The sequence below is a fragment of the Sphingomonas sp. R86520 genome (assembly GCF_042466285.1).
GTDB lineage: Bacteria > Pseudomonadota > Alphaproteobacteria > Sphingomonadales > Sphingomonadaceae > Sphingomonas.
Genome location: NZ_JAXHBZ010000001.1, coordinates 897,342 through 919,610, shown reverse-complemented (window position 1 = coordinate 919,610; position 22,269 = coordinate 897,342). Strand labels below are relative to the sequence as shown.

At 65.5% G+C, this 22,269-nt stretch carries 22 protein-coding genes and 1 other annotated feature; of the genes, 16 read left to right on the top strand and 6 right to left on the bottom strand.

The features are described 5' to 3' along the window. Positions 1-159 precede the first annotated feature (159 nt). The 9 genes from SJY41_RS04455 to SJY41_RS04415 all read left to right on the top strand — a co-directional run bounded on the left by SJY41_RS04455 (position 160) and on the right by SJY41_RS04415 (position 7,380). Positions 160-867, top strand: a complete 708-nt coding sequence (locus SJY41_RS04455; RefSeq protein ID WP_353442738.1) for a response regulator transcription factor — start codon at positions 160-162, stop codon at positions 865-867. After that, positions 836-2,419, top strand: a complete 1,584-nt coding sequence (locus SJY41_RS04450) for a stimulus-sensing domain-containing protein (RefSeq protein ID WP_380779408.1) — start codon at positions 836-838, stop codon at positions 2,417-2,419. Before SJY41_RS04455 ends, SJY41_RS04450 begins: the two co-directional genes overlap by 32 nt. An 8-nt stretch (positions 2,420-2,427) precedes the next feature. After that, positions 2,428-2,859 (top strand): HPr kinase/phosphorylase, encoded by a 432-nt coding sequence (locus SJY41_RS04445; protein WP_380779406.1) that lies wholly within the window; start codon positions 2,428-2,430, stop codon positions 2,857-2,859. Positions 2,860-2,869: 10 nt separating this feature from the next. After that, complete coding sequence (gene rapZ, locus SJY41_RS04440; RefSeq protein WP_380779404.1) at positions 2,870-3,784, top strand: RNase adapter RapZ; 915 nt, start codon at positions 2,870-2,872, stop codon at positions 3,782-3,784. Positions 3,785-3,817: 33 nt separating this feature from the next. Then, on the top strand, positions 3,818-4,225 hold the full coding sequence (locus tag SJY41_RS04435; RefSeq protein ID WP_380779402.1) for a PTS sugar transporter subunit IIA: 408 nt from the start codon (positions 3,818-3,820) through the stop codon (positions 4,223-4,225). Continuing rightward, complete coding sequence (locus SJY41_RS04430) at positions 4,222-4,497, top strand: HPr family phosphocarrier protein (RefSeq protein WP_380779400.1); 276 nt, start codon at positions 4,222-4,224, stop codon at positions 4,495-4,497. Before SJY41_RS04435 ends, SJY41_RS04430 begins: the two co-directional genes overlap by 4 nt. A 106-nt stretch (positions 4,498-4,603) precedes the next feature. Beyond that, positions 4,604-5,419, top strand: coding sequence for a TrmH family RNA methyltransferase (locus SJY41_RS04425; RefSeq protein ID WP_380779398.1), 816 nt, complete (start codon positions 4,604-4,606; stop codon positions 5,417-5,419). 180 nt (positions 5,420-5,599) lie between these two features. Beyond that, positions 5,600-7,027, top strand: a complete 1,428-nt coding sequence (locus SJY41_RS04420) for a murein L,D-transpeptidase (protein ID WP_380784057.1) — start codon at positions 5,600-5,602, stop codon at positions 7,025-7,027. Between the two features lie 11 nt (positions 7,028-7,038). Continuing rightward, complete coding sequence (locus SJY41_RS04415) at positions 7,039-7,380, top strand: hypothetical protein (RefSeq protein ID WP_380779396.1); 342 nt, start codon at positions 7,039-7,041, stop codon at positions 7,378-7,380. Positions 7,381-7,398: 18 nt separating this feature from the next. Here SJY41_RS04415 and SJY41_RS04410 read toward each other — a convergent pair whose 3' ends face one another. Further along, on the bottom strand, positions 7,399-8,883 hold the full coding sequence (locus tag SJY41_RS04410; protein WP_380779394.1) for a SulP family inorganic anion transporter: 1,485 nt from the start codon (positions 8,881-8,883) through the stop codon (positions 7,399-7,401). A gap of 68 nt (positions 8,884-8,951) precedes the next feature. Further along, positions 8,952-9,007 (bottom strand) — a sequence feature (sul1 is cis-regulatory element that is thought to sense ions involved in sulfur or methionine metabolism; They are found in Alphaproteobacteria). A 315-nt stretch (positions 9,008-9,322) separates the two neighbouring features. Beyond that, entirely contained in the window at positions 9,323-9,754 is a 432-nt protein-coding gene (locus tag SJY41_RS04405) for a DUF488 family protein (protein WP_380779392.1), read from the bottom strand. 58 nt (positions 9,755-9,812) lie between these two features. Between SJY41_RS04405 and trmFO the strand changes: the two genes are divergently transcribed. Then, a complete protein-coding gene (gene trmFO / locus SJY41_RS04400; RefSeq protein WP_380784056.1) occupies positions 9,813-11,180 on the top strand; it encodes a methylenetetrahydrofolate--tRNA-(uracil(54)-C(5))-methyltransferase (FADH(2)-oxidizing) TrmFO in 1,368 nt (455 codons plus the stop codon). Here the strand turns inward: trmFO and SJY41_RS04395 are convergent. Together SJY41_RS04395 and SJY41_RS04390 are read right to left on the bottom strand one after the other, a co-directional pair. Continuing rightward, positions 11,116-11,586, bottom strand: a complete 471-nt coding sequence (locus SJY41_RS04395; protein ID WP_380779390.1) for an EF-hand domain-containing protein — start codon at positions 11,584-11,586, stop codon at positions 11,116-11,118. The two genes, trmFO and SJY41_RS04395, sit on opposite strands and share 65 nt — an antisense overlap. Positions 11,587-11,653: 67 nt before the next feature. After that, positions 11,654-12,343, bottom strand: coding sequence for a squalene/phytoene synthase family protein (locus tag SJY41_RS04390; RefSeq protein ID WP_380779389.1), 690 nt, complete (start codon positions 12,341-12,343; stop codon positions 11,654-11,656). A gap of 171 nt (positions 12,344-12,514) precedes the next feature. Between SJY41_RS04390 and SJY41_RS04385 the strand changes: the two genes are divergently transcribed. The 3 genes from SJY41_RS04385 to SJY41_RS04375 are packed head-to-tail and all read left to right on the top strand — an operon-like array spanning position 12,515 to position 15,524. Then, positions 12,515-14,266 (top strand): Tad domain-containing protein, encoded by a 1,752-nt coding sequence (locus SJY41_RS04385; protein WP_380779387.1) that lies wholly within the window; start codon positions 12,515-12,517, stop codon positions 14,264-14,266. A gap of 29 nt (positions 14,267-14,295) precedes the next feature. Next, entirely contained in the window at positions 14,296-14,880 is a 585-nt protein-coding gene (locus SJY41_RS04380; RefSeq protein ID WP_380779385.1) for a TadE/TadG family type IV pilus assembly protein, read from the top strand. Next, positions 14,877-15,524: a TadE/TadG family type IV pilus assembly protein gene (locus tag SJY41_RS04375; protein WP_380779383.1), complete on the top strand. Its 648-nt coding sequence runs from the start codon at positions 14,877-14,879 to the stop codon at positions 15,522-15,524. Before SJY41_RS04380 ends, SJY41_RS04375 begins: the two co-directional genes overlap by 4 nt. A 34-nt stretch (positions 15,525-15,558) precedes the next feature. On the opposite strand, the gene SJY41_RS04370 is transcribed toward SJY41_RS04375, so the two are convergent. Continuing rightward, positions 15,559-16,986 carry a pyruvate dehydrogenase complex E1 component subunit beta gene (locus tag SJY41_RS04370; RefSeq protein ID WP_380779381.1) on the bottom strand — a complete coding sequence of 476 codons (1,428 nt, stop codon included), beginning with the start codon at positions 16,984-16,986 and terminating at the stop codon, positions 15,559-15,561. Beyond that, a complete protein-coding gene (pdhA, locus tag SJY41_RS04365; RefSeq protein WP_056048766.1) occupies positions 16,986-18,038 on the bottom strand; it encodes a pyruvate dehydrogenase (acetyl-transferring) E1 component subunit alpha in 1,053 nt (350 codons plus the stop codon). The genes SJY41_RS04370 and pdhA overlap by 1 nt, the downstream gene beginning before the upstream one ends. Positions 18,039-18,510: 472 nt before the next feature. Between pdhA and SJY41_RS04360 the strand changes: the two genes are divergently transcribed. The 3 genes from SJY41_RS04360 to SJY41_RS04350 are packed head-to-tail and all read left to right on the top strand — an operon-like array spanning position 18,511 to position 22,090. Continuing rightward, positions 18,511-19,863 carry an MFS transporter gene (locus SJY41_RS04360; protein ID WP_380779379.1) on the top strand — a complete coding sequence of 451 codons (1,353 nt, stop codon included), beginning with the start codon at positions 18,511-18,513 and terminating at the stop codon, positions 19,861-19,863. Then, positions 19,860-20,780, top strand: coding sequence for a cysteine synthase A (gene cysK, locus SJY41_RS04355; RefSeq protein ID WP_056048760.1), 921 nt, complete (start codon positions 19,860-19,862; stop codon positions 20,778-20,780). The genes SJY41_RS04360 and cysK overlap by 4 nt, the downstream gene beginning before the upstream one ends. Then, entirely contained in the window at positions 20,777-22,090 is a 1,314-nt protein-coding gene (locus tag SJY41_RS04350) for a cell wall hydrolase (RefSeq protein WP_380779377.1), read from the top strand. The genes cysK and SJY41_RS04350 overlap by 4 nt, the downstream gene beginning before the upstream one ends. The last annotated feature ends 179 nt before the right edge of the window (positions 22,091-22,269 follow it).

Genomic DNA, 22,269 nt, shown 5'->3' with positions numbered 1-22,269 from the left:
TGCGCATACGTATGTATGTCGTTGCTGCGGGATGTAGGCGGCGCCTCCATGCGGGTCAAATACCTGTGTGGGCTACACTCGTCCCGATACGGGTACGGTTGAGTGAGCGCTGCGTTTGGCCTACCCCGTCACACCAACGACCGAGGCAAGCGACCCTAAATGACGGCAACGATCGCGCTGGTCGACGACGACCGCAACATCCTGACCTCCGTGTCGATCGCGCTGCAGACCGAAGGCTTCGTCACGCGCGTCTATTCGGACGGCGAGACCGCGTTGAAGGCACTGACCGACAACCCGCCGGATCTCGCGATCTTCGACATCAAGATGCCGCGGATGGACGGCCTCGAGCTGCTCCGCCGCCTGCGCGAGAAGAGCCAGATCCCGGTCATCTTCCTGACCAGCAAGGACGATGAACTGGATGAGGCGCTCGGGTTGGCGATGGGCGCGGACGATTATATCGCCAAGCCCTTCTCGCAGCGGCTGCTGATCGCCCGCATCCGCGCGATCCTTCGCCGCACCGAACTGACCCAGTCGCCGGGGACGGAAACGGAAGCGGAAGCTGCCGGCCCGCTCGATCGCGGGCGGCTGAGCATGGATCCGGCGCGGCACCGCACGCTATGGGGCGGCGAGCCGGTCACGCTGACGGTCACCGAGTTCATGATCCTCGAGACGCTCGCGCAGCGCCCCGGGATCGTGAAGACCCGCAACCAGCTGATGGACGCGGCCTATCAGGACGACATCTACGTCGACGACCGGACCATCGACAGCCACATAAAACGACTCCGCCGAAAATTCAGGCAGGTCGATCCCGCATTCGACGCTATCGAGACATTATATGGTGCCGGGTATCGATTTTCTGAAGAATGAGCTGGGGATCGACGGGCGCGATCTGACCCTGCGCTGGTCGGGGCAGATCTCGCTCACCCGGCGTATCCTGGCGGTCAACATCTTCGCGCTGCTGCTGCTGGCGGGCGGCTTCTTCTATCTCGATTCGTACCGCAGCCGCGTGGTCGACAACCGCGTTGCGCAGACGGCGCGCGAAGCCCGCTTGATCGGCGAAGCCCTCGCGGCCGTCGATCCGGCGCTGCGCGATCCGCTGGTACTGCGACTGGCCAGCGACACAGGATCACGGATCCGGATGTTCGACGCAGGCGGTCGCACGATCGTCGATAGCCGCGCTCTGGGCTTGCGCAACTTCGTCCTGATGGACCCCGACAAGGAGGACTGGGACCAGACGTTCGCCCGTTTCCTCGATGCCGCGATCGACGGCATCGTCATGGCGCAACGCCCGCCGCTCTACCGCGAACGCAGTGGAAGCCAATCATGGCCGGACGTGGTCACCGCGCGGCAACACCGTGTCGTCGTCACCACGGTCTGGCGTGCCCCCGATCGCACGCCGGTCATCACCGCCGCGGCGCCGCTCCCGGCGGGTGGCGTGGTCATGACGACCGTCAACGCCCGCGACATCACCCGAACGGTCCGGATCGAGCGATTCCGCCTGAGCATGGTGCTGCTCGGCGTCTCGATCGTCTCGATCCTGCTGTCGCTGTTCCTCGCCCGCACGATCGTTCGTCCGCTGCGCCGGCTTGCCCGCGCCGCGGTCCGCGTCCGGCTCGGCCGTGCCCGCGAAGTGGTGGTGCCGCGCCTTCCCTCGCGCCGCGATGAACTGGGCATGCTCGCGCGCGCTCTCTCGGACATGAGCCTTGCACTCAGGGCCAGGATCGACGCGACCGAGGCGTTCGCCGCTGACGTGACGCACGAGATGAAGAACCCTCTGGCCTCGCTCCGGTCCGCGGTCGAGGGACTGTCCCGCGTCAAGGATCCGGCGCTGCAGGCACAGTTGCTCGCGATCGTCCGCGACGACGTCCAGCGGCTCGACCGGCTGCTCTCCGACATATCCGAGGCCTCGCGTCTCGATGCGCAACTCAGCCGCGCCAAGTTCGAACCCGTCGATATCGCCGGGATGATCGACGGACTGGTCGCGCAGCGGGATGCACGCGGCATCGAACGCGGCATCCGCCTCCGCTTCGATCGTCACCCGGACGACCGCGCGACCGTGCTCGGCGAAGGCGCGAGGCTCGAACGTGTCTTCGAGAACCTGATCGACAACGCCCTGTCCTTCTCTCCGGACGCAGGCCTGATCGCGATTTCGGCCACCCCCGACGGCTACGAACTGGTCATCCGCGTCGAGGACGAAGGGCCCGGCGTGCCCGAAGACGCACGCGAGGAGGTGTTCAAGCGCTTCCACTCCGTCCGCCCCGACAGCGAGACGTTCGGCCAGCATTCCGGGCTCGGGCTCGCGATTGCACGGACGATCGTTGACGGCCACCAGGGCAGTATCACCGTCGAGTCGCGCGAAGACCGGCTTAGCGGCGCGCGTTTCGTCGTACGGCTACCGCTCGCCGACATGCCGGAGTAAGGGGGCGCGTGGCAGTTCCCTCTTCCGATCGGCTCCATGCCACAACGGTCGCGATCGACGGCGTGGCGGTGCTGATCGAAGGCGCCTCCGGGTCGGGCAAATCCGACCTCGCGCTCCGGCTGATCGACCGGGGCGCGATCCTCGTCAGCGACGACCAGACGCTCGTCGTGCGGTCGGGCAAGGCCTTGCTCGCGCGCGCACCCGCGACGATCGCCGGCCGCATCGAAGTCCGCGGCATCGGAATCCTCGCCATGCCGCACGCCGATGCCGTACCGGTAGGCCTGCTGGTGCGGGTCGACGGAGCGATCGAACGGATGCCCGAGCGCCGCGTCCGCCGGATCGCGGGGATCGAGATTCGCCAGTTCGCGGTCGACCCGTTCCACGCCTCCGCCCCGATCAAGGTCGAACTCGCATTGCGCAACCCGGAGCCAGTAGAATGACCCGTCCCGTATGACTCGACCCAAGGATATCCTGCTCGTCACCGGCATGTCGGGCGCAGGCAAGTCGACCGTCCTGAAGACGCTGGAGGATCTGGGCTGGGAAGTCGTCGACAATCTGCCTCTAGTGCTGCTCGACCGGTTGCTCGATGCACCACTCGCCGAAGGGTCGCCCGACAACTCGCAGCCGCTTGCGATCGGCATCGGCGCGCGAACCCGCGATTTCGATCCCGAGCGCATCATCCGCCGGATCCGCGACCTGCGCGATCGCCATGGGCTGGAGGTCGGGATGCTGTTCCTCGACTGTTCGGGCGCCGAGCTCGAACGCCGATATTCCGAAACGCGGCGGCGTCATCCGCTTGCGCTCGACAGGCCCGCCAACGACGGCATCGGTCGCGAGCGCGAGTTGCTGGCGCCGCTACGCGACTGGGCGAACCGCCTGCTTGATACGACCGACATGTCGGCCAACGAGCTGGCGCAACAGATCCGTGCCAGCTTCGCCGGTGACGATCTGGGCGAGCCGACGCTGTCGATCCGCTCGTTCGGCTTCGCCCGCGGCCTGCCTCGCAACGCGGACCTGGTGTTCGACATGCGGTTCCTCCGCAACCCGCACTGGGACGCCGATCTGCGCCCCGGCACCGGCCTCGATGCGGACGTCTCGGCCTACATCATGGACGATCCCGCCTATGAAGCGGCACTGAGTCGCATCGAAGACCTGCTGATCCTGTTGCTCCCGCGCTACAAGGCCGAAGGGAAGTCGTACGTCACCGTCGCTTTCGGGTGTACCGGAGGGAGACACCGGTCGGTTCACGTCGCAGACCGTGTGGCGCGACGGTTGCGCGAAGCGGGTTTTTCGCCCAGTGTTGGCCATCGCGACCTGGGGGCCGCACCGCAGGATGCGCTCGAGGGATCTCCGGCGGTCGTTTGAGCATGAGTTGTCACATGAGTATGAAACGCTGATATGATCGGCCTTGTTCTTGTCACGCACGGTCGTCTGGCCGAGGAATTCGTTCGCGCGATGATCCACGTCGTCGGCCCGCAGGAGCGCGTCGCGACGATCGCGATCGGTCCGGATGACGACATGGAGAGTCGGCGCGCAGACATCGCCGCCGCGATCCTGGAGGTCGACACCGGGCGCGGCGTGATCGTGCTGACCGATCTGTTCGGCGGCACGCCGTCCAATCTTGCCATTTCGCTGATGGAGCGCGGCCGGATCGAGGTGATTGCCGGGATGAACCTGCCGATGCTGATACGCCTGGGGTCCGCCCGCAAGTCTATGACCGTCGTCGCGGCCGTCGCCGCGGCGCGCGAGGCGGGACGCAAATACATCTCCGTCGCGTCCGAGGTTCTCGGCGAGGCGGCGGCATGAGCGAAGTGGTCCGCACCGTCCAGATCACCAATCGCCGTGGGCTTCACGCCCGCGCGAGCGCCAAGTTCGTGACGCTCGCCTCGACTCACGCGGTCGAAGTGCTCGTGACCAAGGACGGCTCCGATCACGTCACGGGCACGTCGATCATGGGGCTGATGATGCTCGGCGCAGCGATGGGCGACGCGATCACGATCAGCGCGAGTGGCGATGGCGCGGATCACACGGTCGCCGCCCTGGTCGAACTGGTCGAAGCGAAGTTCGGCGAGGATTGACCTTCTTCCCCCCTTCGGCTTGCGGGAGGGGTCGGGGGAGGGCATGAGCGACGGCGTGTTTACAAACCCCTCCCCCACCCCCTCCCGCAAGCGGAAGGGGCGCTAGATGCCCCGCGAAATCACCGCCTTTTCGAACCCGCTGATCAAGTATGTCCGTGACCTGCGCGACAAACGGCATCGGCGCGCGGCCCGGCAGTTCCTCGCCGAGGGCCTGCGCATCCTCACCGAAGCGCGGGAAACGGGCCGCCTGCCGCGCACGCTGTTCTACGCCGCAGCCAGCGCCAACCACCCGCTCGTCCACGCGCTGTCGATGGACGTCGAGGACGCCGGCGGCGAATCGATCCAGACCACGTCGGACATCCTTTCGAAGCTGTCCGGCAAGGATAACCCGCAAGCCGTCGTTGGCGTGTTCGACGAATTCGACGCGACGCTGGAAGATCTGGACCGCAGCAGCGCCGGCATCTGGCTGGTCGCCGAGCGGCTCCGCGACCCCGGCAATCTCGGCACGATCCTGCGCACCGGCGACGCCGTCGGCGCAGGCGGCCTGATCCTGATCGGCGAGTCGGTCGATCCCTTCTCGGTCGAGGCAGTGCGCGCGAGCATGGGCGCGCTGTTCACGATCCCGGTGGTCAAGACCGACTGGGAGCCGTTCCACGCCTGGCTGCGCGCCGGTCCCGGACAGTTGGTCGGCCTGAGCCTCGATACCGACGTGGATTACCGCGCGGCGCGCTATACCGGCCCGACCTTCCTGCTTACCGGCAACGAAGCGCAAGGCATGCCGCCGGAAATGGCGCAGGCCTGCGACCAGCTCGTGAAGATCCCGATGCTCGGCAAGGCAGACAGTCTCAACGCCGCCGTCGCGACGGCGGTGATGGCGTATGAGGTGCTCGCGCAGCAGGAAAAATCGGCGCCATCGGCCTGAACCTGCGAATTTGGCCCGATTGGCGATGCTTAGCGAGTCCGGTTCAGCTAAGGGTGAGCCACGCCGTGCGAAAGCGTCGGCAGTACACGGCAAGACAGGACGACTATGGCGCGCGGTTTCGATGATGGACGAGTGAAGAACGGCGTGATCCGATCGGTGCTGGCGATCGCCACGACGCCGATGCTGATGGCGACGCCGCTGTTCGCGCAACAGGTTACACCGCCAGCGGTCGTGCCGACCACGACGCCCTCCGCGATGCCTACGCCGACGCTCGCACCGCCGGTAATCACCGTGCCGCCGCTCAGCGATGCGCAGGCGGTGTTGCTCGAAAAGCTTCTGAATGGCGACATCGTCGCGCAGGGCCTGAAGTCCGCGGCGACCGCCTCGACGACCGCGCCCGGCAAGGAGGACCTCGTCCGTGCTGCGCTCGATCATGCCCGCGCGGTCCATGCCGGCCGCCTCAGCGGTGCTGATTTCCAGAAGGATTGGGGTCTGCGCCCGCCCGCCTATGATCCGACACCGGCGTTCGCCGACGCGGTCCGGCTCGACCGGATAGCGGCGTGGTTCGCATCGCTTCCACCGCCCTATGCGGGCTATGACGGGCTGCGGAAGGGTCTCCAGAATTACCGCGCGATCGCTGCTGCCGGTGGCTGGTCGCCGCTCGCGTCCGGCCCCGACTTCACGATCGGTGCCAGTGGTCCCCGTGTGATCGCTCTACGAAAGCGGCTGGCAGCCGAGGACAAGGACGTCGCGACGAGCGGCGATCAGTTCGACACCGCTCTCGTCGATGCGGTCCGCCGGGCCCAGCGCCGCTATGGTCTCAACCCGAGCGGGATCGTCTCGACGCAGACGCTCGCCGCGTTGAACGTCCCGGCTGGGGAGCGCGTCCGTCAGATCATGGCGAACATGGAGCGCTGGCGCTGGCTCCCGCAGAACCTGCCGCGCGATCGTATCCAGGTGAACATCGCTGCCGCGGTTCTGACCGTGTTCGACGGCGATACCCCTGTACAGTCGATGCGCGCGGTGACCGGCCGACCGGGCGACGAGACGCCGATGCTCTCGTCGACGATCCACAGCATCGTCATCAACCCGCCCTGGAACGTGCCGACTTCGATCGCGACCAAGGAATTGTGGCCGAAGGAAAAGGCCAACCCCGGCTATTTCAAGCGCAACGGCATCAAGGTGATCGACGGCACGCGCCTGCAGCAGCAGGCGGGCGACCAGAGCGCGCTCGGCCGCTTCAAGTTCGATTTCGCGAACGATTATTCGGTCTATCTCCACGACACGCCGAGCCGCGCGAAGTTCGCGAGCTTCAGTCGGCTTGCGAGCCATGGCTGCGTTCGTCTTGAAAAGCCTGCCGAACTTGCCAATCTGTTGTTACAGGGCGACCCCGCCTGGACGCCGGACATGGTGGACGCGGCGGTCGCAAAGGGCGACACCGTCCGTGCCCGCCTGGTCAAGCCGGTATCCGTGTATCTGCTGTACTGGACCGCATTCGCCAGCGGTAACGGCCAGATGAACTTCCGCGCCGATCCCTATGACTGGGACGGCATCCTCGCATCCAAGATCGAGGCGCGCACCGCACGCCAGACGATCGCCGCTCGCTGAGAGGATTTACCATGACCATCTCCACCCGTACCCGCACCGCGATCGCCGGCGGCCTGCTGACCGCGATGGCGCTGGCGGGCTGCTCACGCTCCGAGCCTGAGCAGCAGCAGCCGACGGATACCAACATGGTCGAAGACACCGGTGTGACCGAATCGGAGGCAGCAGCGCCGACGCCGGTCGAGCCAGCGCCGGTCGAGGTCGCGCCGCCTGCGCCGGCCGTCGTCGAGCCGCCGCGTGAAAAGCCGGTCGCGCCGGACGAGCAGATGCTCGACGATGCGGATGCCACCGGCATGACCTCCCGTGTCACACGCGATGAAGAGCCGACGCAGAACGAGGACGCGCCTCAGCAATAAGCCGGGCTCGGCCGGCGATCATGCCCCGGCCGGATCCGCCAATCCCGGCGCATGACGATCGACGAGCGTTTCGCTCGCGCGGTTCAAGCCGATGATCTCGACGATCCTGCCGTGGCGTCGCAACTTGGCTACCACGTCTTCCAGCGCACCGACTGCCGTGACGTCCCACAGATGTGCGCCGGTCAGGTCGATCCGGACCGACCGCGCCGTCTCGCGCAGCTCGAACCGGTCGGCGAAGATGTCCGCGCTCGCGAAGAAGATCTGCCCGCTTACCCGGTAGATACGCGTATCGGTTGCAATGTCGTGTTCGATCGCGACGTCCATCATCCGCGTGACCTTCCACGCGAAGAACACACCGCTCAGCAACACGCCGACGCCGACGCCGAGCGACAGGTCGTGCGTCGCGACGGTAACGATAACGGTCGCCAGCATCACCACGCCCGATACCTTCGGATGCCGCCCGAGATCGCGCAGCGAGCCCCAGGAGAAGGTGCTTGCCGACACCATGATCATGATCGCGACCAGCGCCGCGACCGGCACCTGCGCGACCCACGGCCGCAGCGGCACCATGACGACCAGCAGGAAGACGCCCGCAACCAGCGTCGACAGCCGGCCACGGCCGCCATAGCGGACGTTGCCGACGGTCTGCCCGATCATCCCGCATCCCGCGATCCCCCCGAACGCGCCCGCCGCGATGTTGGCGAGACCTAGACCGGTGCACTCGCGCGCCTTCGAACTCGTCGTCTCGGTCAATTCGTCGACCACGCTCGCGGTCATCATCGATTCGAGCAGGCCGACCGCCGCCATCGCCAGTGCATAAGGGGCGACAATGCTCAGCGTCTCCCAGGCGAACGGCACGTCGGGCAGCCCGAGCGACGGCAGCGAACTGGGCAACCGGCCAAGATCGCCGACCGTCTTCAGCGGCATCGGGAACCACATCGCGATCGCGGTCAGCACGACGATGCAGATCAGCGGCGACGGGATCGCGGTCGAGATACGCGGCACCAGATAGATGATCGCCAGGCCGGCGGCGATCATCGCATAGGCCTGCCAGCCGACGCCGACCATCTGCGGCACCTGCGCCGAGAAGATCAGGATGGCGAGCGCGTTGACGAAGCCGGTCCGGACCGATCGCGACACGAACCGCATCAGCACGTCGAGCTTGGCGAGGCCGAACGCGATCTGGAGCACGCCGGCCAGCATCGTCGCGACCAGGAGATACTGGAGGCCGTAGGCGTGGACGAGCGCGGCGGCAATCAGCGCGACGGACCCGGCTGCGCCCGAGATCATCGCCGGTCGCCCGCCGGCAATGGCGATGACGATGCCGATCACGAACGACGCGAACAGCCCGACCTCGGGGTCGATGCCCGCGACGAACGAGAAGGCGATGACCTCTGGGATGAGCGCGAATGTGCCGACCATGCCGGCGAGGATGTCGCGGCGTGCAGCGGCAGGGCCGCTGAACCACTCGGCGCGGTAATGGGAGAAGGATAAGGGTGTCATGGTGTTATCCGCATAGGACGCATGAACCGCAGCGATTGCGCGGGCGGTTCGTTCGAGAGGCGTCGTTGCGTTGTCCGGCGGATCGGCGGCCGGAATAGCCACCCGGAATTACACCGGGTCCAGGGCGAATGCGTTCGACCTAACCGGTCCGGGGATGGGTTGCAACGATCGAGCGGGACTCGCGATGCGCTTGGCTCGTGGCTGGTATCCACTTTCCTACGGCCGTCACCCAGCGAAGGCCGTCACCCCAGCGGAAGCTGGGGTCTCACCATTTGGCGGGCGCCGTTAATCCGGCGAAATACCCCAGCTTTCGCTGGGGTGACGTAAATTTCGCTAGGGTGACGTAATGGGCATGGTGACAGAGCCGGAAGCACCTCGCAGCCCGCAGCCCCCAGCCAGCAGCCCCCAGCTTCCAGCCCCCAGCCCGCCAACGCCAAACCTACGTAAACAAATCGACCACTTCCGCCCCCTCGCCTACAGCCTGCAGCAACAACGTCCGGTGGCAATGGCACGGATCGCGCTCGTAACAGAGCAAGGCACTCGGCATCTCCGCCGCCAGCCCGAGCATGACCGCCGCCTGCGCCTGCGCCTCCGGGAGCTCGAGCTGCTCGTCATACACCGCGGTCAGCGTCGCGACGTCGCCCTTCTTCGCCGCATCACGCCCGCGCTTCGGCGTCCCCAGCGCCTTCAGATGCACATAGTCGATGTCGGCCTCGCGCAACGACACCGCGAGGGACGTCTTCGAAAACCCGGGCCGCCGCGACAAGGGCAGCGCGCGGACATCGATCACCCGCTTCACCCCGGCCCCCGTCAGCGCCGCCAGAAACTCCGTCATCGTCGTGGCTTCATAGCCGATCGTATAGATCTTCATGGCCAAGAAATGGGATTGCGCACCTGACACGACAAGCGTCCCGCGCTATCTGGCGGCCATGACCCACGACATCCACGTCATCGGCGGCGGCCTCGCCGGTTCCGAAGCCGCCTGGCAGCTCGCCGAAGCTGGCCTCAAGGTCCGCCTTTCCGAAATGCGCGGCAGCGGCGAAGAGACGCCGGCGCATCAGACCGACGGCCTCGCGGAGCTCGTCTGTTCGAACAGCTTCCGCTCGGACGATGCCGAGAGCAACGCGGTCGGTCTCCTCCACCAGGAACTGCGCACGCTCGGCTCGCTGATCATGCGCCAGGCGGACATCCACCGCGTGCCCGCCGGCTCCGCGCTCGCGGTCGACCGCGACAACTTCTCCGCCAGCGTGACGGAGGCGATCGACCAGCATCCGAACATCACGCTGGTCCGCGAGCGCATCGACGCGCTGCCCGATGGCCCGACGATCATCGCCACGGGCCCGCTCACCGCCGCATCGCTGGCCGCCGGCATCGGCGCGGAGACCGGCCGCGAGGCGCTCGCGTTCTTCGACGCGCTCGCGCCGATCGTCCACCGCGATTCGATCGACATGGAGACGGCGTGGTTCGCGTCGCGCTGGGACAAGGGCGAGGGCAAGGACTACATCAACTGCCCGATGGACAAGGACCAGTATCTCGCCTTCCACCAGGGCCTGATCGATGGCGAAAAGACCCCGTTCAAGGAATGGGAGAAGGACACCCCCTATTTCGACGGCTGCATGCCGATCGAGGTGATGGCCGAGCGCGGCGTCGATACGCTGCGCTACGGGCCGATGAAGCCGGTCGGGCTCGACAACCCGAAGACCGGGCGCTGGCCGCACGCCGTCGTCCAGCTCCGACAGGACAATGCGCAGGGCACGCTGTGGAACATCGTCGGCTTCCAGACCAAGATGAAGCACGCCGATCAGGTCCGCCTGTTCCGCACCATTCCCGGTCTGGAGAACGCCGAGTTCGCACGGCTGGGCGGGCTGCACCGCAACACCTTCATCCGCTCGCCCGAATTGCTCGATGAGACGCTGCGCCTCAAGTCGCGCCCGAACATCCGGTTCGCCGGCCAGATCACCGGCTGCGAGGGGTATATCGAGAGCTGTGGGATCGGCATGCTCGCCGGGATGTTCGCCGCCGCGGAACTCACCGGCAAGACCCTGACGCCCCCGCCCTATGCAACGGCGCTCGGCGCGCTGCTGGGCCACATCACCGGTGGTGCGGAAGTCGAGACCTATCAGCCGATGAACGTCAATTTCGGCCTGTTCCCGCCGATCATGGGCCGTACCAAAAAGGCTGATCGAAAGCGCATGTACACCGATCGCGGCCGCGCCGCGCTGGCGACGTGGCTCAACCTTCCTCTGCCGCAGCCTGAACCGGCGGACAGTTCGTCCGAACTGGCCCCTTCCGCTTGACCGCTGTCGTGGCGAATTCCGGGGCCGTCATGGCCCCGGATTTGTCGCGATCCGCGTCGGCGAACTTGGACGTGGCCTTCACCGCCCACTCCTCGAACGACAGCTTGCCATCACCGTCCACGTCGAGCCGCGCATAGGCCTTGCGTCGCTGCACGAGATATTCCTCGCGCGTGATCTTGGCATCGCGATCCTTGTCGTAACGGTCGAACCGCTTCTGCTCGCGTGTTCGGTCGCTGGCTTCGGGGGCTCGATCGGGCAGCGGCTCGGCGGAGGCCGTCGTACCGGCCGCTTGCGATACGGGTTGCGCAGGTAGCAACGGCCCCGGCCGAGCCTTCCCACTGAACATCATGAAGCCCGCGACGATCAACGCGATCACCGCCGTGCCGCCCGCCAGGTATCGCCACATCGCTGTTGCTCCCGTTTCGCCCGGACGACACGCTAGGCCCTGCGGCAAGCTTCCCCAACCCGGTCGGTCAGTATCCGGTCAATCTGTGCAGCGCCATGCGCGCGACCCGTTTGGGGCTGCCCGATCGCGGCGTCGTCTCGCGCAGATCGAACCGGGCCGACAGCGCCAACGCGCCCAGGGGGCGGCCCTGTACCGGCCATCGTCCGGCCAGCGCCAGATCGAGAAATACCATGCCGCGCTCCCTTGCCATCGTTCGACCGGCGGCGTCGCCGAGGCTCCGTGCCAGTTCGGCTAGCGCCCAACCAGCGCCTGCCGACGAGAGTCGCTGATCGTCTACCCCGAGCAGCTGCCCGGCGATTTGGAACAGCCGCCCGCCACGATCCGTCAAAAACTGCTCGATCGCGGCACCCCCGGGGGCTGGATCGAGAAGCGCCTCCCACCCGTCCACCATCGCAGCCAGGCTGGCGCCGGACACGCCCCTGGTCAGCACGTCCGCATGCAGCGCCTGCAGGACGGGCTCCGCGGGCGGAAGCGCGGAGTCGAGCTTGACGAGCGCTTCGTACCACCAGGTCAACCGCAACTGCCCGACCATCGGATCGCGCGTCGTCCGCCGTATCCCGCTCAGTATGTCGTCGAGCGCGAACAGCGCGGTCAGCGCCGGACGACTGGCCGCGGACGCATACCCGATCGCCAGGCGTCGCTCTGCTGCTCGCGCGCTCGCCCCGTCGATGAGAATGGTTTCGTGAGCCTTAACCATATTGCTTGTACTGCCTTTATCCGTCTCGCGCGCATCACGCAGCCCTCAGGCTTATCGGTGAGGTAAATGGCGTCCAATAAAGGGAAAAGGCAAAGGGACAACGGAACGCGGGCGCCGACATGGTTGCTCCTGGTTGGCCGTCTGCTGCGTCATACGGGCGGTAACACGCTCATGATCGCCGTTGCCGCACTCATCCCGCTTACCGGAATGGTAGGTGGTGCGATGGACATGAGCCGGTTGTGGCTCACCAAGACCCGTATGCAACATGCGTGCGATGCCGGTACGCTCGCCGGGCGCAAGCAGATGGGCGGCGGCACCTGGGACGCTACGAGTCTGGCGACGGCGAACCGCTTCTTCATCGCCAATTTCGCGCCGGGATCCTATGGCAGCACGAACCTGCCGCCCGATTTTCACGAAAGCGGCGGCAAGGTGTCGGGCATCGTGACGGCGACGCTACCGATGACCTTGATGAAGGTCTTTGGGTACACGCAGACGACGCTGATCGTGACATGCGATGCCGAAATGCGGTTGCCGAACACGGACGTGATGTTCGTTCTGGACACGACCGGGTCGATGGCGGATCCCGCCGTATCGACGGATACGCAGAGCAAGATTGCGGGACTGCGCAATGCCGTGAAATGTTTCTACGAAACGCTCGCGAAGCTTCCCACCGACGCAGTGTGCGCAGCCAGTAAACCGGTTGGCGGAACGAGCGGGGTTCAGATCAGGTTCGGGTTCGTACCGTATTCGACCAACGTCAACGTGGGATTCCTTTTGCCCACCGCGTACGTGGCCGACAACTGGCCGTATAGATCACGCGAGATTGCTTCGAAGACGACCGATTGGGGGCCATTGGTTCAGGACGGTGCGGTAAAGACGTATAATGGCAACGTTACCTGCCCCGCTGCCGCGACGGCCACCGCGACGCGCCAATTCTCCGTCGTCAAATCGACCAACAGCATCTTGTTCTTCGTCTACAGCACCGACTGCACATATTATTATCGGGACCAGATCACGACGGTGAACTGGCATTATGGAAAAATCACGAAGAACGTTTCGGCGCTGAAGGACGGCACGAACTGGAAGACGAGTTTCACCCTGCCCATCGGCCCGGCGGGCGCGCCCAAGACCATCACATGGGACGGTTGCATAGAGGAACGTCAGACGGTTTCCGGTACGAGCTTTTCTCCGATCCCTGCCGCAGCGAAGGACCTGGATATCGATACCGCGCCCACCGCGGCCGATGCGACCACGTTGTGGGGACCCAACCTGCCTGGCATGATCTATACGCCCCAGGCCACGACCAACAGCACCGGCAACTGGAACGCCAGCGACATCCCCAGCACGACGGTCGAGTACGGAAACGGATCCTATTACACGTGCCCACGTCCCGCCAAACGGCTGCGAAGCTGGACGGACCCCAACGAGTTCGACGGCTATGTCGATAGCTTGACGCCCGAGGGTAACACCTATCACGACATCGGCCTTCTCTGGGGCGCCCGATTGATGTCGCCGACCGGCATTTTCGCGTCCGACAACGCGACGACGCCTCAAGGCGGCGAGATCGAACGCCACATGATCTTCATGACCGACGGCGATACCCAGACCCGCGCGTCCGATTACGCAGCGTATGGCGTTCCCTGGTTCGACCGCCGTAACGTCGCCAACCCCACCAGTTCGACCGCGGATCTCAACGACGAGGTGAATGCGAGGTTTGCCGCGCTCTGCACCGCCGTGAAGAACAAGAATATCACGCTATGGGTGATATCGTTCGGCAATGGCTCGAACGCCGCTACGGAAAGCCGCCTGTCGGCGTGCGCGACATCGTCGAGCTACTTTTTCCGGGCGTCGGACTCCGCCGCACTGCAGGCAGCCTTCGGTAGCATCGCCAATCAGATTTCCCAGCTCAGGCTTACCAAGTGAGGACTGCCTCATCTTCGGCTCGGTCGACCTTGTTCGACCGTCGCGGCGTGGCCGCCGTCGAGTTTGCGATGGTGGCCCCGGTGCTGACGCTTTTCCTCGTGGGCGCGTTCGACATCGCCCACACGCTCTACATGAAATCGGTGCTGCAAGGCATCGTTCAGAAGACCGGCCGAGATTCCGCGCTCGAGGATAGCAGCGGTGCCACTCGCCAGGCAGCCATCGACGCCAATGTGGGAAGCCAGGTACGACTATTATATAACACGGCGGCCATCAGTTATTCGCGTCGTTATTTCGCGACCTACACGCAGGCTTCTGCGAAGATTCCGGAATCCTGGACCGATACCAACGCGAACAAGCGATGCGACGCTGGCGAGCCCTATGTCGACAGCAATAACAACGGCAGCTGGGATGCCGATGGCGGAAGCGCCGGACAGGGCGGAGCGAAAGATCGCGTGATCTACACCGTCACGGTCACGTATCCCTCTATCCTGCCTCTGTACCGGTTCATTGGTGGTTCGCCCAACAAGACCCTGGTGGCGACGACGATCCTCCAGAACCAGCCATATTCGGAACAGCAGGTCACGACGGGTACGACCGTGAGGTTCTGTTCGTGAGATCGTCGGCTAACCTGTGGCGTCGATTGCGGCATGCGGCGGCCGATCGATCCGGCCTCGCGTTGATGGAATTCGCGCTGGTTTTTCCGGTCTTGCTGACGCTCGCGCTGGGTGGGGCCGAACTGACCAACTTCACCATCACCAAGATGCAGGTCAGCCAGCTTGCGCTCATGCTTGCCGACAACGCCGCGCGGATGGGCAGCGGGTCACCCTTGGCGGCAAAGACCATCAGCGAGGCGGACATCAACGAGGTCTTCATCGGCGCTAATCTGCAGTCGGGTGGCCTCGACCTCAAGACCAACGGGCGCGTCATCCTGTCGGATCTCGAAGAGGACCCCGCCAATGCCGGTAGATACAGGATCAGATGGCAGCGCTGCTACGGCGCAAAAACCGCGCACGCATCGACTTACGGGGTTGCGCCAACAGGTAATTTGACCGGCATAGGTCCGGCCGATCGCCAGGTCACCGCGCAGCCGAGCAGCGCGACGATGTTCGTGGAGGTCTATTATCCGTACAAGCCACTAATCAACACGGGGCTGGTGGCGTTGAGCGACTTCGTCGAGATCGCGTCGATGGCGGTACGCGAACGACGCGACTTGTCCGGCATCCAGACGGTGACCGGGGTCGTTGCATCGACCTGCTGAGTGAGGCGAGTCCCCTCGCCTCACTCGCCCAAACCTACTTGTAGGTGACTTTCTTCACTGCTGCGACGACCTTGTCGACGTTCACCAGCATCAGCTTCTCTAGGTTCGCCGCATACGGCATCGGCACGTCCTCGTTCGTCACACGCAGCACCGGCGCGTCGAGGTCGTCGAAGCCGTGCTCCATCACCACCGAGACGATCTCCGACGCGATCGAGCAGGTCGCCCAATTCTCTTCGACGATGATCATGCGATTGGTCTTGGCGAGGCTCTTCAGGACCGTCTCGGTGTCGAGCGGACGCAGCGTGCGCAGGTCGATGACCTCCGCGTCGATGCCCTCTTCGGCAAGCTTCTCGGCGGCTTCGAGCGAAATGCCGACGCCGATCGAGTAGCTGACGATCGTCACGTCCTTGCCCTCGCGGACGATCCGCGCCTTGCCGATCGGCAGGACGTGGTTGTCGAGCTTGGGGACGTCGAAGCTGCGGCCGTACATCAGCTCGTTCTCGAGGAACACGACCGGATCCTCGGTGCGGATTGCGGCCTTGAGCAGGCCCTTGGCATCCGCCGCATCATACGGCGCGATCACGATCAGGCCGGGAACGCTCGCATACCACGCCGCGAAATTGTGCGAATGCTGTGCACCCACGCGCGACGCGGCGCCGTTGGGACCACGGAACACGATCGGGCAGCGCATCTGGCCACCCGACATGTAGTTGGTCTTGGCGGCCGAGTTGATGATGTGGTCGATCGCCTGCAACGCGAAGTTGAAGGTCATGAACTCGACGATCGGGCGAAGGCCGCCCATCGCCGCGCCCGCACCGATGCCGGCAAAACCGTATTCGGTGATCGGCGTGTCGATCACGCGACGGTCGCCGAACTCGTCGAGCAGCCCCTGCGTGACCTTGTACGCGCCCTGATACTGCGCGACTTCCTCGCCCATCACGAAGACGCGGTCGTCCTCGCGCATTTCCTCGGCCATCGCGTCGCGGAGCGCCTCGCGGACGGTCGTCTTGACCATCTCGGTGCCCTCGGGGATCGCCGGGTCGGAGATGCCGACCTTGTCCGCCGACGCGACGAGCGCTTGCGTGCCGCTCTCGGCCTTGGCGGGCGAAGCACCTTCGGGAACCGGCGGTGCCTTGTCGTCCGACGGCATTTCCTTCGGCGCGGCGTTGGCGGCGTCGCCGGAGCGTGCTTCCGCAGGCTTCTGGTCGCTCGCGCTCTCGCCCTCTTCGAGGATCGTCGCGATGACGGTGCCGACCTTCACGTTGTCGGTGCCCTCGGCGACGGAGATCGAGCCGATCGTGCCTTCGTCGATCGCCTCGAACTCCATCGTCGCCTTGTCGGTCTCGATCTCGGCGAGGATGTCGCCCGACTTGACGCTATCGCCTTCCTTGACGAGCCACTTGGCGAGCGTGCCCTCTTCCATCGTCGGGGAGAGCGCGGGCATCTTGATCTCGATCGCCATCAGTACTTCTCCACCAGAACGTCGGTGTAGAGCTCGGCAGCATCCGGCTCCGGGGTCTGCTCGGCGAAATCGGCGGCTTCGTTCACGATTTTCCTGATTTCCTGTTCAAGCGATTTGAGGTCCGCCTCGGTCACGCCCTGCGCGTCGAGCAGCTTCTTCATGTGATCGATCGGATCCGACTTGTCGCGGACCGCCTGGACTTCGTCACGCGTACGGTACTTGGCCGGATCGGACATCGAGTGGCCACGGTAACGATAGGTCTTCATCTCGAGGATGACCGGCCCCTTACCCGCACGGACCCATGCCAGCGCTTCCTCGGCGGCACCGCGGCAGGCGAGCACGTCCATGCCGTCGACCTGGATGCCGGGAATGCGGAAGCTCTCGCCGCGGCGATACAGCTGGTCCTCGGCAGACGCGCGATTGACGCTGGTGCCCATCGCATACTGGTTGTTCTCGATCACGAAGATGATCGGGAGCTTCCACAGCTCGGCCATGTTGAAGCTCTCGTACACCTGGCCCTGGTTCGCGGCGCCATCGCCGAAATAGGCCATGCAGATGCCGCCGTCGTTCGAATATTTGTGCTTGAACGCGAGGCCGGTGCCGAGCGACACCTGCGCACCGACGATGCCGTGGCCGCCGTAGAATTTATGCTCGGTCGAGAACATGTGCATCGACCCGCCCTTGCCCTTCGAGATCCCCGAATTGCGCCCGGTCAACTCGGCCATGATCACCTTGGGGTCGATCCCGTAGGCAAGCATGTGGCCGTGATCGCGGTAGCCGGTGATCACCGAATCGGTCTCGCCGTTGAGCGCGGACTGCAGGCCGACAGCGACCGCTTCCTGGCCGATATACAGATGGCAGAAGCCGCCGATCAGGCCCAAGCCATAGAGCTGGCCCGCTTTTTCCTCGAAACGGCGGATCAGCAGCATCTGCCGATACATTTCGAGCAGTTCGTCCTTCGACGCCTCGTACGGCTTTGGTTCGGCCGGTCGTTCGCGGTTCGTAATCGGCGGTTCGGCGATTGCGCGTGCTGGTGGGGGGGTCTTGGCCACGATGTGGGAAACCTCGTTTTCCGTAGGGGAGTTGAGGGAGCCTATAGGCGCGGACGGGGCGGAACATCAATTCCCGTCTGGGGTATGTCGGTTTGCGGGGTTTGGGATGGGGGAATGCTGCGCTTGTCGCGGTATCCATTCCTAGCAAGCCACCACCCCGGCGAAGGCCGGGGCCCAGTTGGGAAGTCGGAGTAACGAGGCGCAGTTCTCAGTTAGCGACGTTCCCCAACTGGGCCCCGGCCGCCGCCGGGGTGGTGCTGAGGTAACGGAGGAGTGGTGGCGACAACGCCGATGCCAAACACGTCAGCTCCCGTCTCCTGTTCTCCCGCGAAGGCGGGAGCCCAGTCTGGATCCCCGCCTTCGCGGGGAAACAAGCTTTCTTTGGGTGGGCGTGCTTGGCTAGGTCGCTATCCCCACCCCAAGCAAAGCTCCGGTTGCCCTCCTCGCGCGCGCAAGCCTAAAGCCAACCCCGATGGCCACCACGACAGACCCCCACCAGCATCCCTTACGGATCGCCAATTTCCGCGCCTATTGGCTGTCCCGCTTCACCGGCACGATCGCCGTCAGTGCGATGTCGATCGTGATCGGGTGGCAGGTCTACAACATCGCCCGCGAGACGATGGACATCCGCCAGGCCGCCTTCATGCTCGGAATGATCGGGTTCGCGCAGTTCGTGCCGCTGTTCCTGCTGACCCCGATCACCGGCCTGGTCGCGGACAGCTTCGACCGCCGCTGGATCGTCCGCGGCACGACCGCGCTGCTGGTGCTCACCGCCGCGACCCTGTGGTTGCTGACCTGGACCGGCCACCTCACGCTCGGCGTGCTGTTCCTCGCGGCGGTAGCGTTCGGCGTAGCACGCGCCTTCTCCGGCCCGGCCTATTCCGCGCTCGCCCCCAACCTAGTCCCCCGCGCCGTCCTCCCGACCGCGATCGCGATCAGCTCGATCGCCTGGCAGGTCGGCACAATAGCGGGCCCCAGCGTCGGTGGCCTCCTCTACGCGATCCACCCCGAAGTCGCATACGGCGTGGCAACGATCCTCTTCGTCGTCGCACTCCTCTTCATGTTCCTGATCGGTCCCGTGCCGCAGCCCGCCGCGCAGACCGATCACCGCCCCCTCGCCCGGATCATCGAGGGTTTCACCTATGTTCGCCGCAACCGCCTCGTCCTCGCGACCATCACACTGGACCTGTTCGCAGTGCTGCTCGCCGGCGCGACCTCGCTGCTGCCGGTCTATTCGCGCGACATCCTGAAGGTCGGATCACAAGGCCTGGGCGTGCTCGCTGCCGGCATGGGCATCGGCGCGGCGATAACCGCGATCTGGTTCTCGGTTCGGCCGATGAGCACCAACGTCGGCGTCAAGATGCTGATCGCGGTCGTCGTGTTCGGCCTTGCGATCCTCACCTTCGGCATCGCCACCCCGATCGTGACCCTGCTCGGCATCGCGCCCGGCACCATCGCCGGCATCCCGGTCCAGCCCGCCTTCGTCCTCAGCCTCGTCGCGCTGATCGTCGCGGGCGGTGCGGACATGATCTCGGTCTATGTCCGCCAGTCGCTGATCCAGCTCCACACGCCGGACGCGATGCGCGGCCGCGTCAGCGCGGTGTCGCAACTCACCATCTCCGCCTCGAACGAGCTCGGCGAATTCGAGAGCGGCGTGATGGCCTCACTCCTCGGTCCCGTAGGCGCGGTGGTGTTCGGCGGCGTCGGTGCTATTGCGATCACGATCGGCTGGGCGCGGCTGTTCCCGGAACTTGGGCGCGCGAAAACCTTTGATCCCCCAGAAATTCTCGAGACCGAACCTCAGCACGGAGAAGCCAAGCCATGAAGGCCAACTCGATCCTCGATACGATCGGCAACACGCCGCACGTCCGCCTGTCGAAGCTGTTCCCCGAATCCGAAGTCTGGGTGAAGTCCGAGCGCTCGAACCCCGGCGGTTCGATCAAGGACCGCATCGCGCTCGCGATGATCGAGGCGGCCGAGAAGGACGGCCATCTCCAGCCCGGCGGCACGATCATCGAGCCGACCAGCGGCAACACCGGCATCGGCCTCGCGCTCGTCGCCGCGGTGAAGGGCTACAAGATCGTCCTCGTCATGCCCGAGAGCATGTCGATCGAACGCCGCCGCCTGATGCTCGCATACGGCGCGACCTTCGACCTGACCCCGCGTGAGAAGGGCATGAAGGGCGCGATCGAGCGTGCCAAGGAACTGGTCGAGCAGACGCCCGGCTCGTGGATGCCGCAGCAGTTCGAGAATCCTGCGAACATCGCCGTGCATGTCGCTACGACCGCACAGGAAATCCTCGCCGACTTCCGCGACACGCCGATCGACGTGATCATCACCGGCGTCGGCACCGGTGGCCACATCACCGGCGTCGCCGAGGCGCTGAAGAAGGAATGGCCGTCGCTCAAGGTCTATGCGGTCGAGCCCGCCGCCTCGCCGGTAATCGCCGGTGGCCAGCCGGGTCCGCACCCGATCCAGGGCATCGGTGCCGGCTTCATTCCCGTCAACCTCCACACCCAGGCGCTCGACGGCGTGATCGAGGTCGACGCGGCGGTGGCGAAGGACATGGCGCGGCGCTCGGCGACCGAAGAGGGCATGCTGGTCGGCATCAGCTCGGGCGCGACGCTCGCAGCGATCCTCCAGAAGCTACCCGATCTGCCTGACAATGTTAGGGTTCTCGGCTTCAACTACGACACCGGCGAGCGCTATCTGTCGGTCCCGGACTTCCTGCCCGAACAGTGACGCCACCTCTCTCCGCGCGCGGCACCACGGTGCTGCGCGCCATCCTCGTCGGCATTTCCGCGCTGGCGATCGTCGGGCCGGCGCTGGTCGTCGCCAACGCGCCGGTGATCGTGCACCCGCCAAAGCGGGTGACGCTCCCCGCGGGCCGGATCGTGCCGCAGGCCGAAGTGCCTGAGGTCGAACCTGTGCGGCTTGTCGACCTCACGCCGGAAGACGCGCGCGCATTCAATGCGACCGTGCCGTTCTCGACCGATCCGAACCCGGCCGCCCGGCCGTTCCGCTTCGCCGGCGGTCCCGACGACTTGGCGCGCGCGACCGACTGCATGGCGGCGGGCATTCTCTACGAGGCCGGCGACGACACGCTCGGCGAACGCGCGGTCGCCCAGGTCGTCCTCAACCGCCTGCATCACCCGGCCTTCCCGAAAACCGTGTGCGGCGTCGTGTTCGAGGGGCAGGACCGCGCGACCGGTTGCCAGTTCAGCTTCAGCTGCGACGGCGCGCTCACCCGCTGGCACCCGACTGACGACGCCTGGCGCCGCGCGCGCGAAGTGGCTGCGGCATCCTTGTCGGGTGCGGTGTTCAAGCAGGTTGGCTATGCCACGCACTATCATACCGACTGGGTGGTTCCGTACTGGCAGTCGAGCCTCGACAAGATCACCGCGGTCAACACGCATTTGTTCTTCCGCTGGTCAGGCTGGTGGGGCACGCCGCCTGCGTTCGGCCGCCACCCGGAGACGGTCGAGCCAGTGATCGCACAGCTCGCCGACCTGTCCGACGCGCACAAAACCGGCGCAGCGCTTGCCGAAGCGGATGCCGCCTTGGCGGAGGCGTCGATCGCGATGGGGTTCGGTGCCGCAACGGAAGCGGCCTCGACACCCGCCACGGCTCCGGTCGACAGCGACACGCTACTCGTGACGCTACCTCGCAACCAGGCGGCCGACGCGCTTCCGGCGCTTGCGGCTCAAGCCTGCGGCGACAAGCCGTTCTGCCGGTACATGGCGTGGACGGACGGTACGAAGGTGGCGCCCTCGCTGCCGCTCGACCCTACACAGACCGCCTCGCTAGGTTTCAGCTATCTGAGGGATCGGGCGAGCGGGTATGAGAAGTTGCTGTGGAACTGCCGCCAGTTCAAGCGCGCGGATGTAGCGCAGTGCATGAAGGTCCAGGTGACGATGACCGCGGTGCCGCCGCCGGTGGTTGCTGCGTCGACCTCGGTACCCGCAACGACTGAACTGAACGGCGTACGTCGCAAGCCAGCGACCGCGGTGCCGGTCCCTGGCTCCACGCCTGTACCATCTGCACCGAAATAACCGTTCTCGCATCCGCTCTGCCGACCGTCAGCAGGTGGTTTTAACGAGGCTTCCCCACCCGTTCGCCCTGAGCGAAGTCGAAGGGCATGGCTCGCGCGCAGGTGCTTCGACTTCGCTCGGCACGATCGGGTTGGTGTGGGCGGGTGAATGACGAACGAGGGGCGGACCGCTTCAGCAAT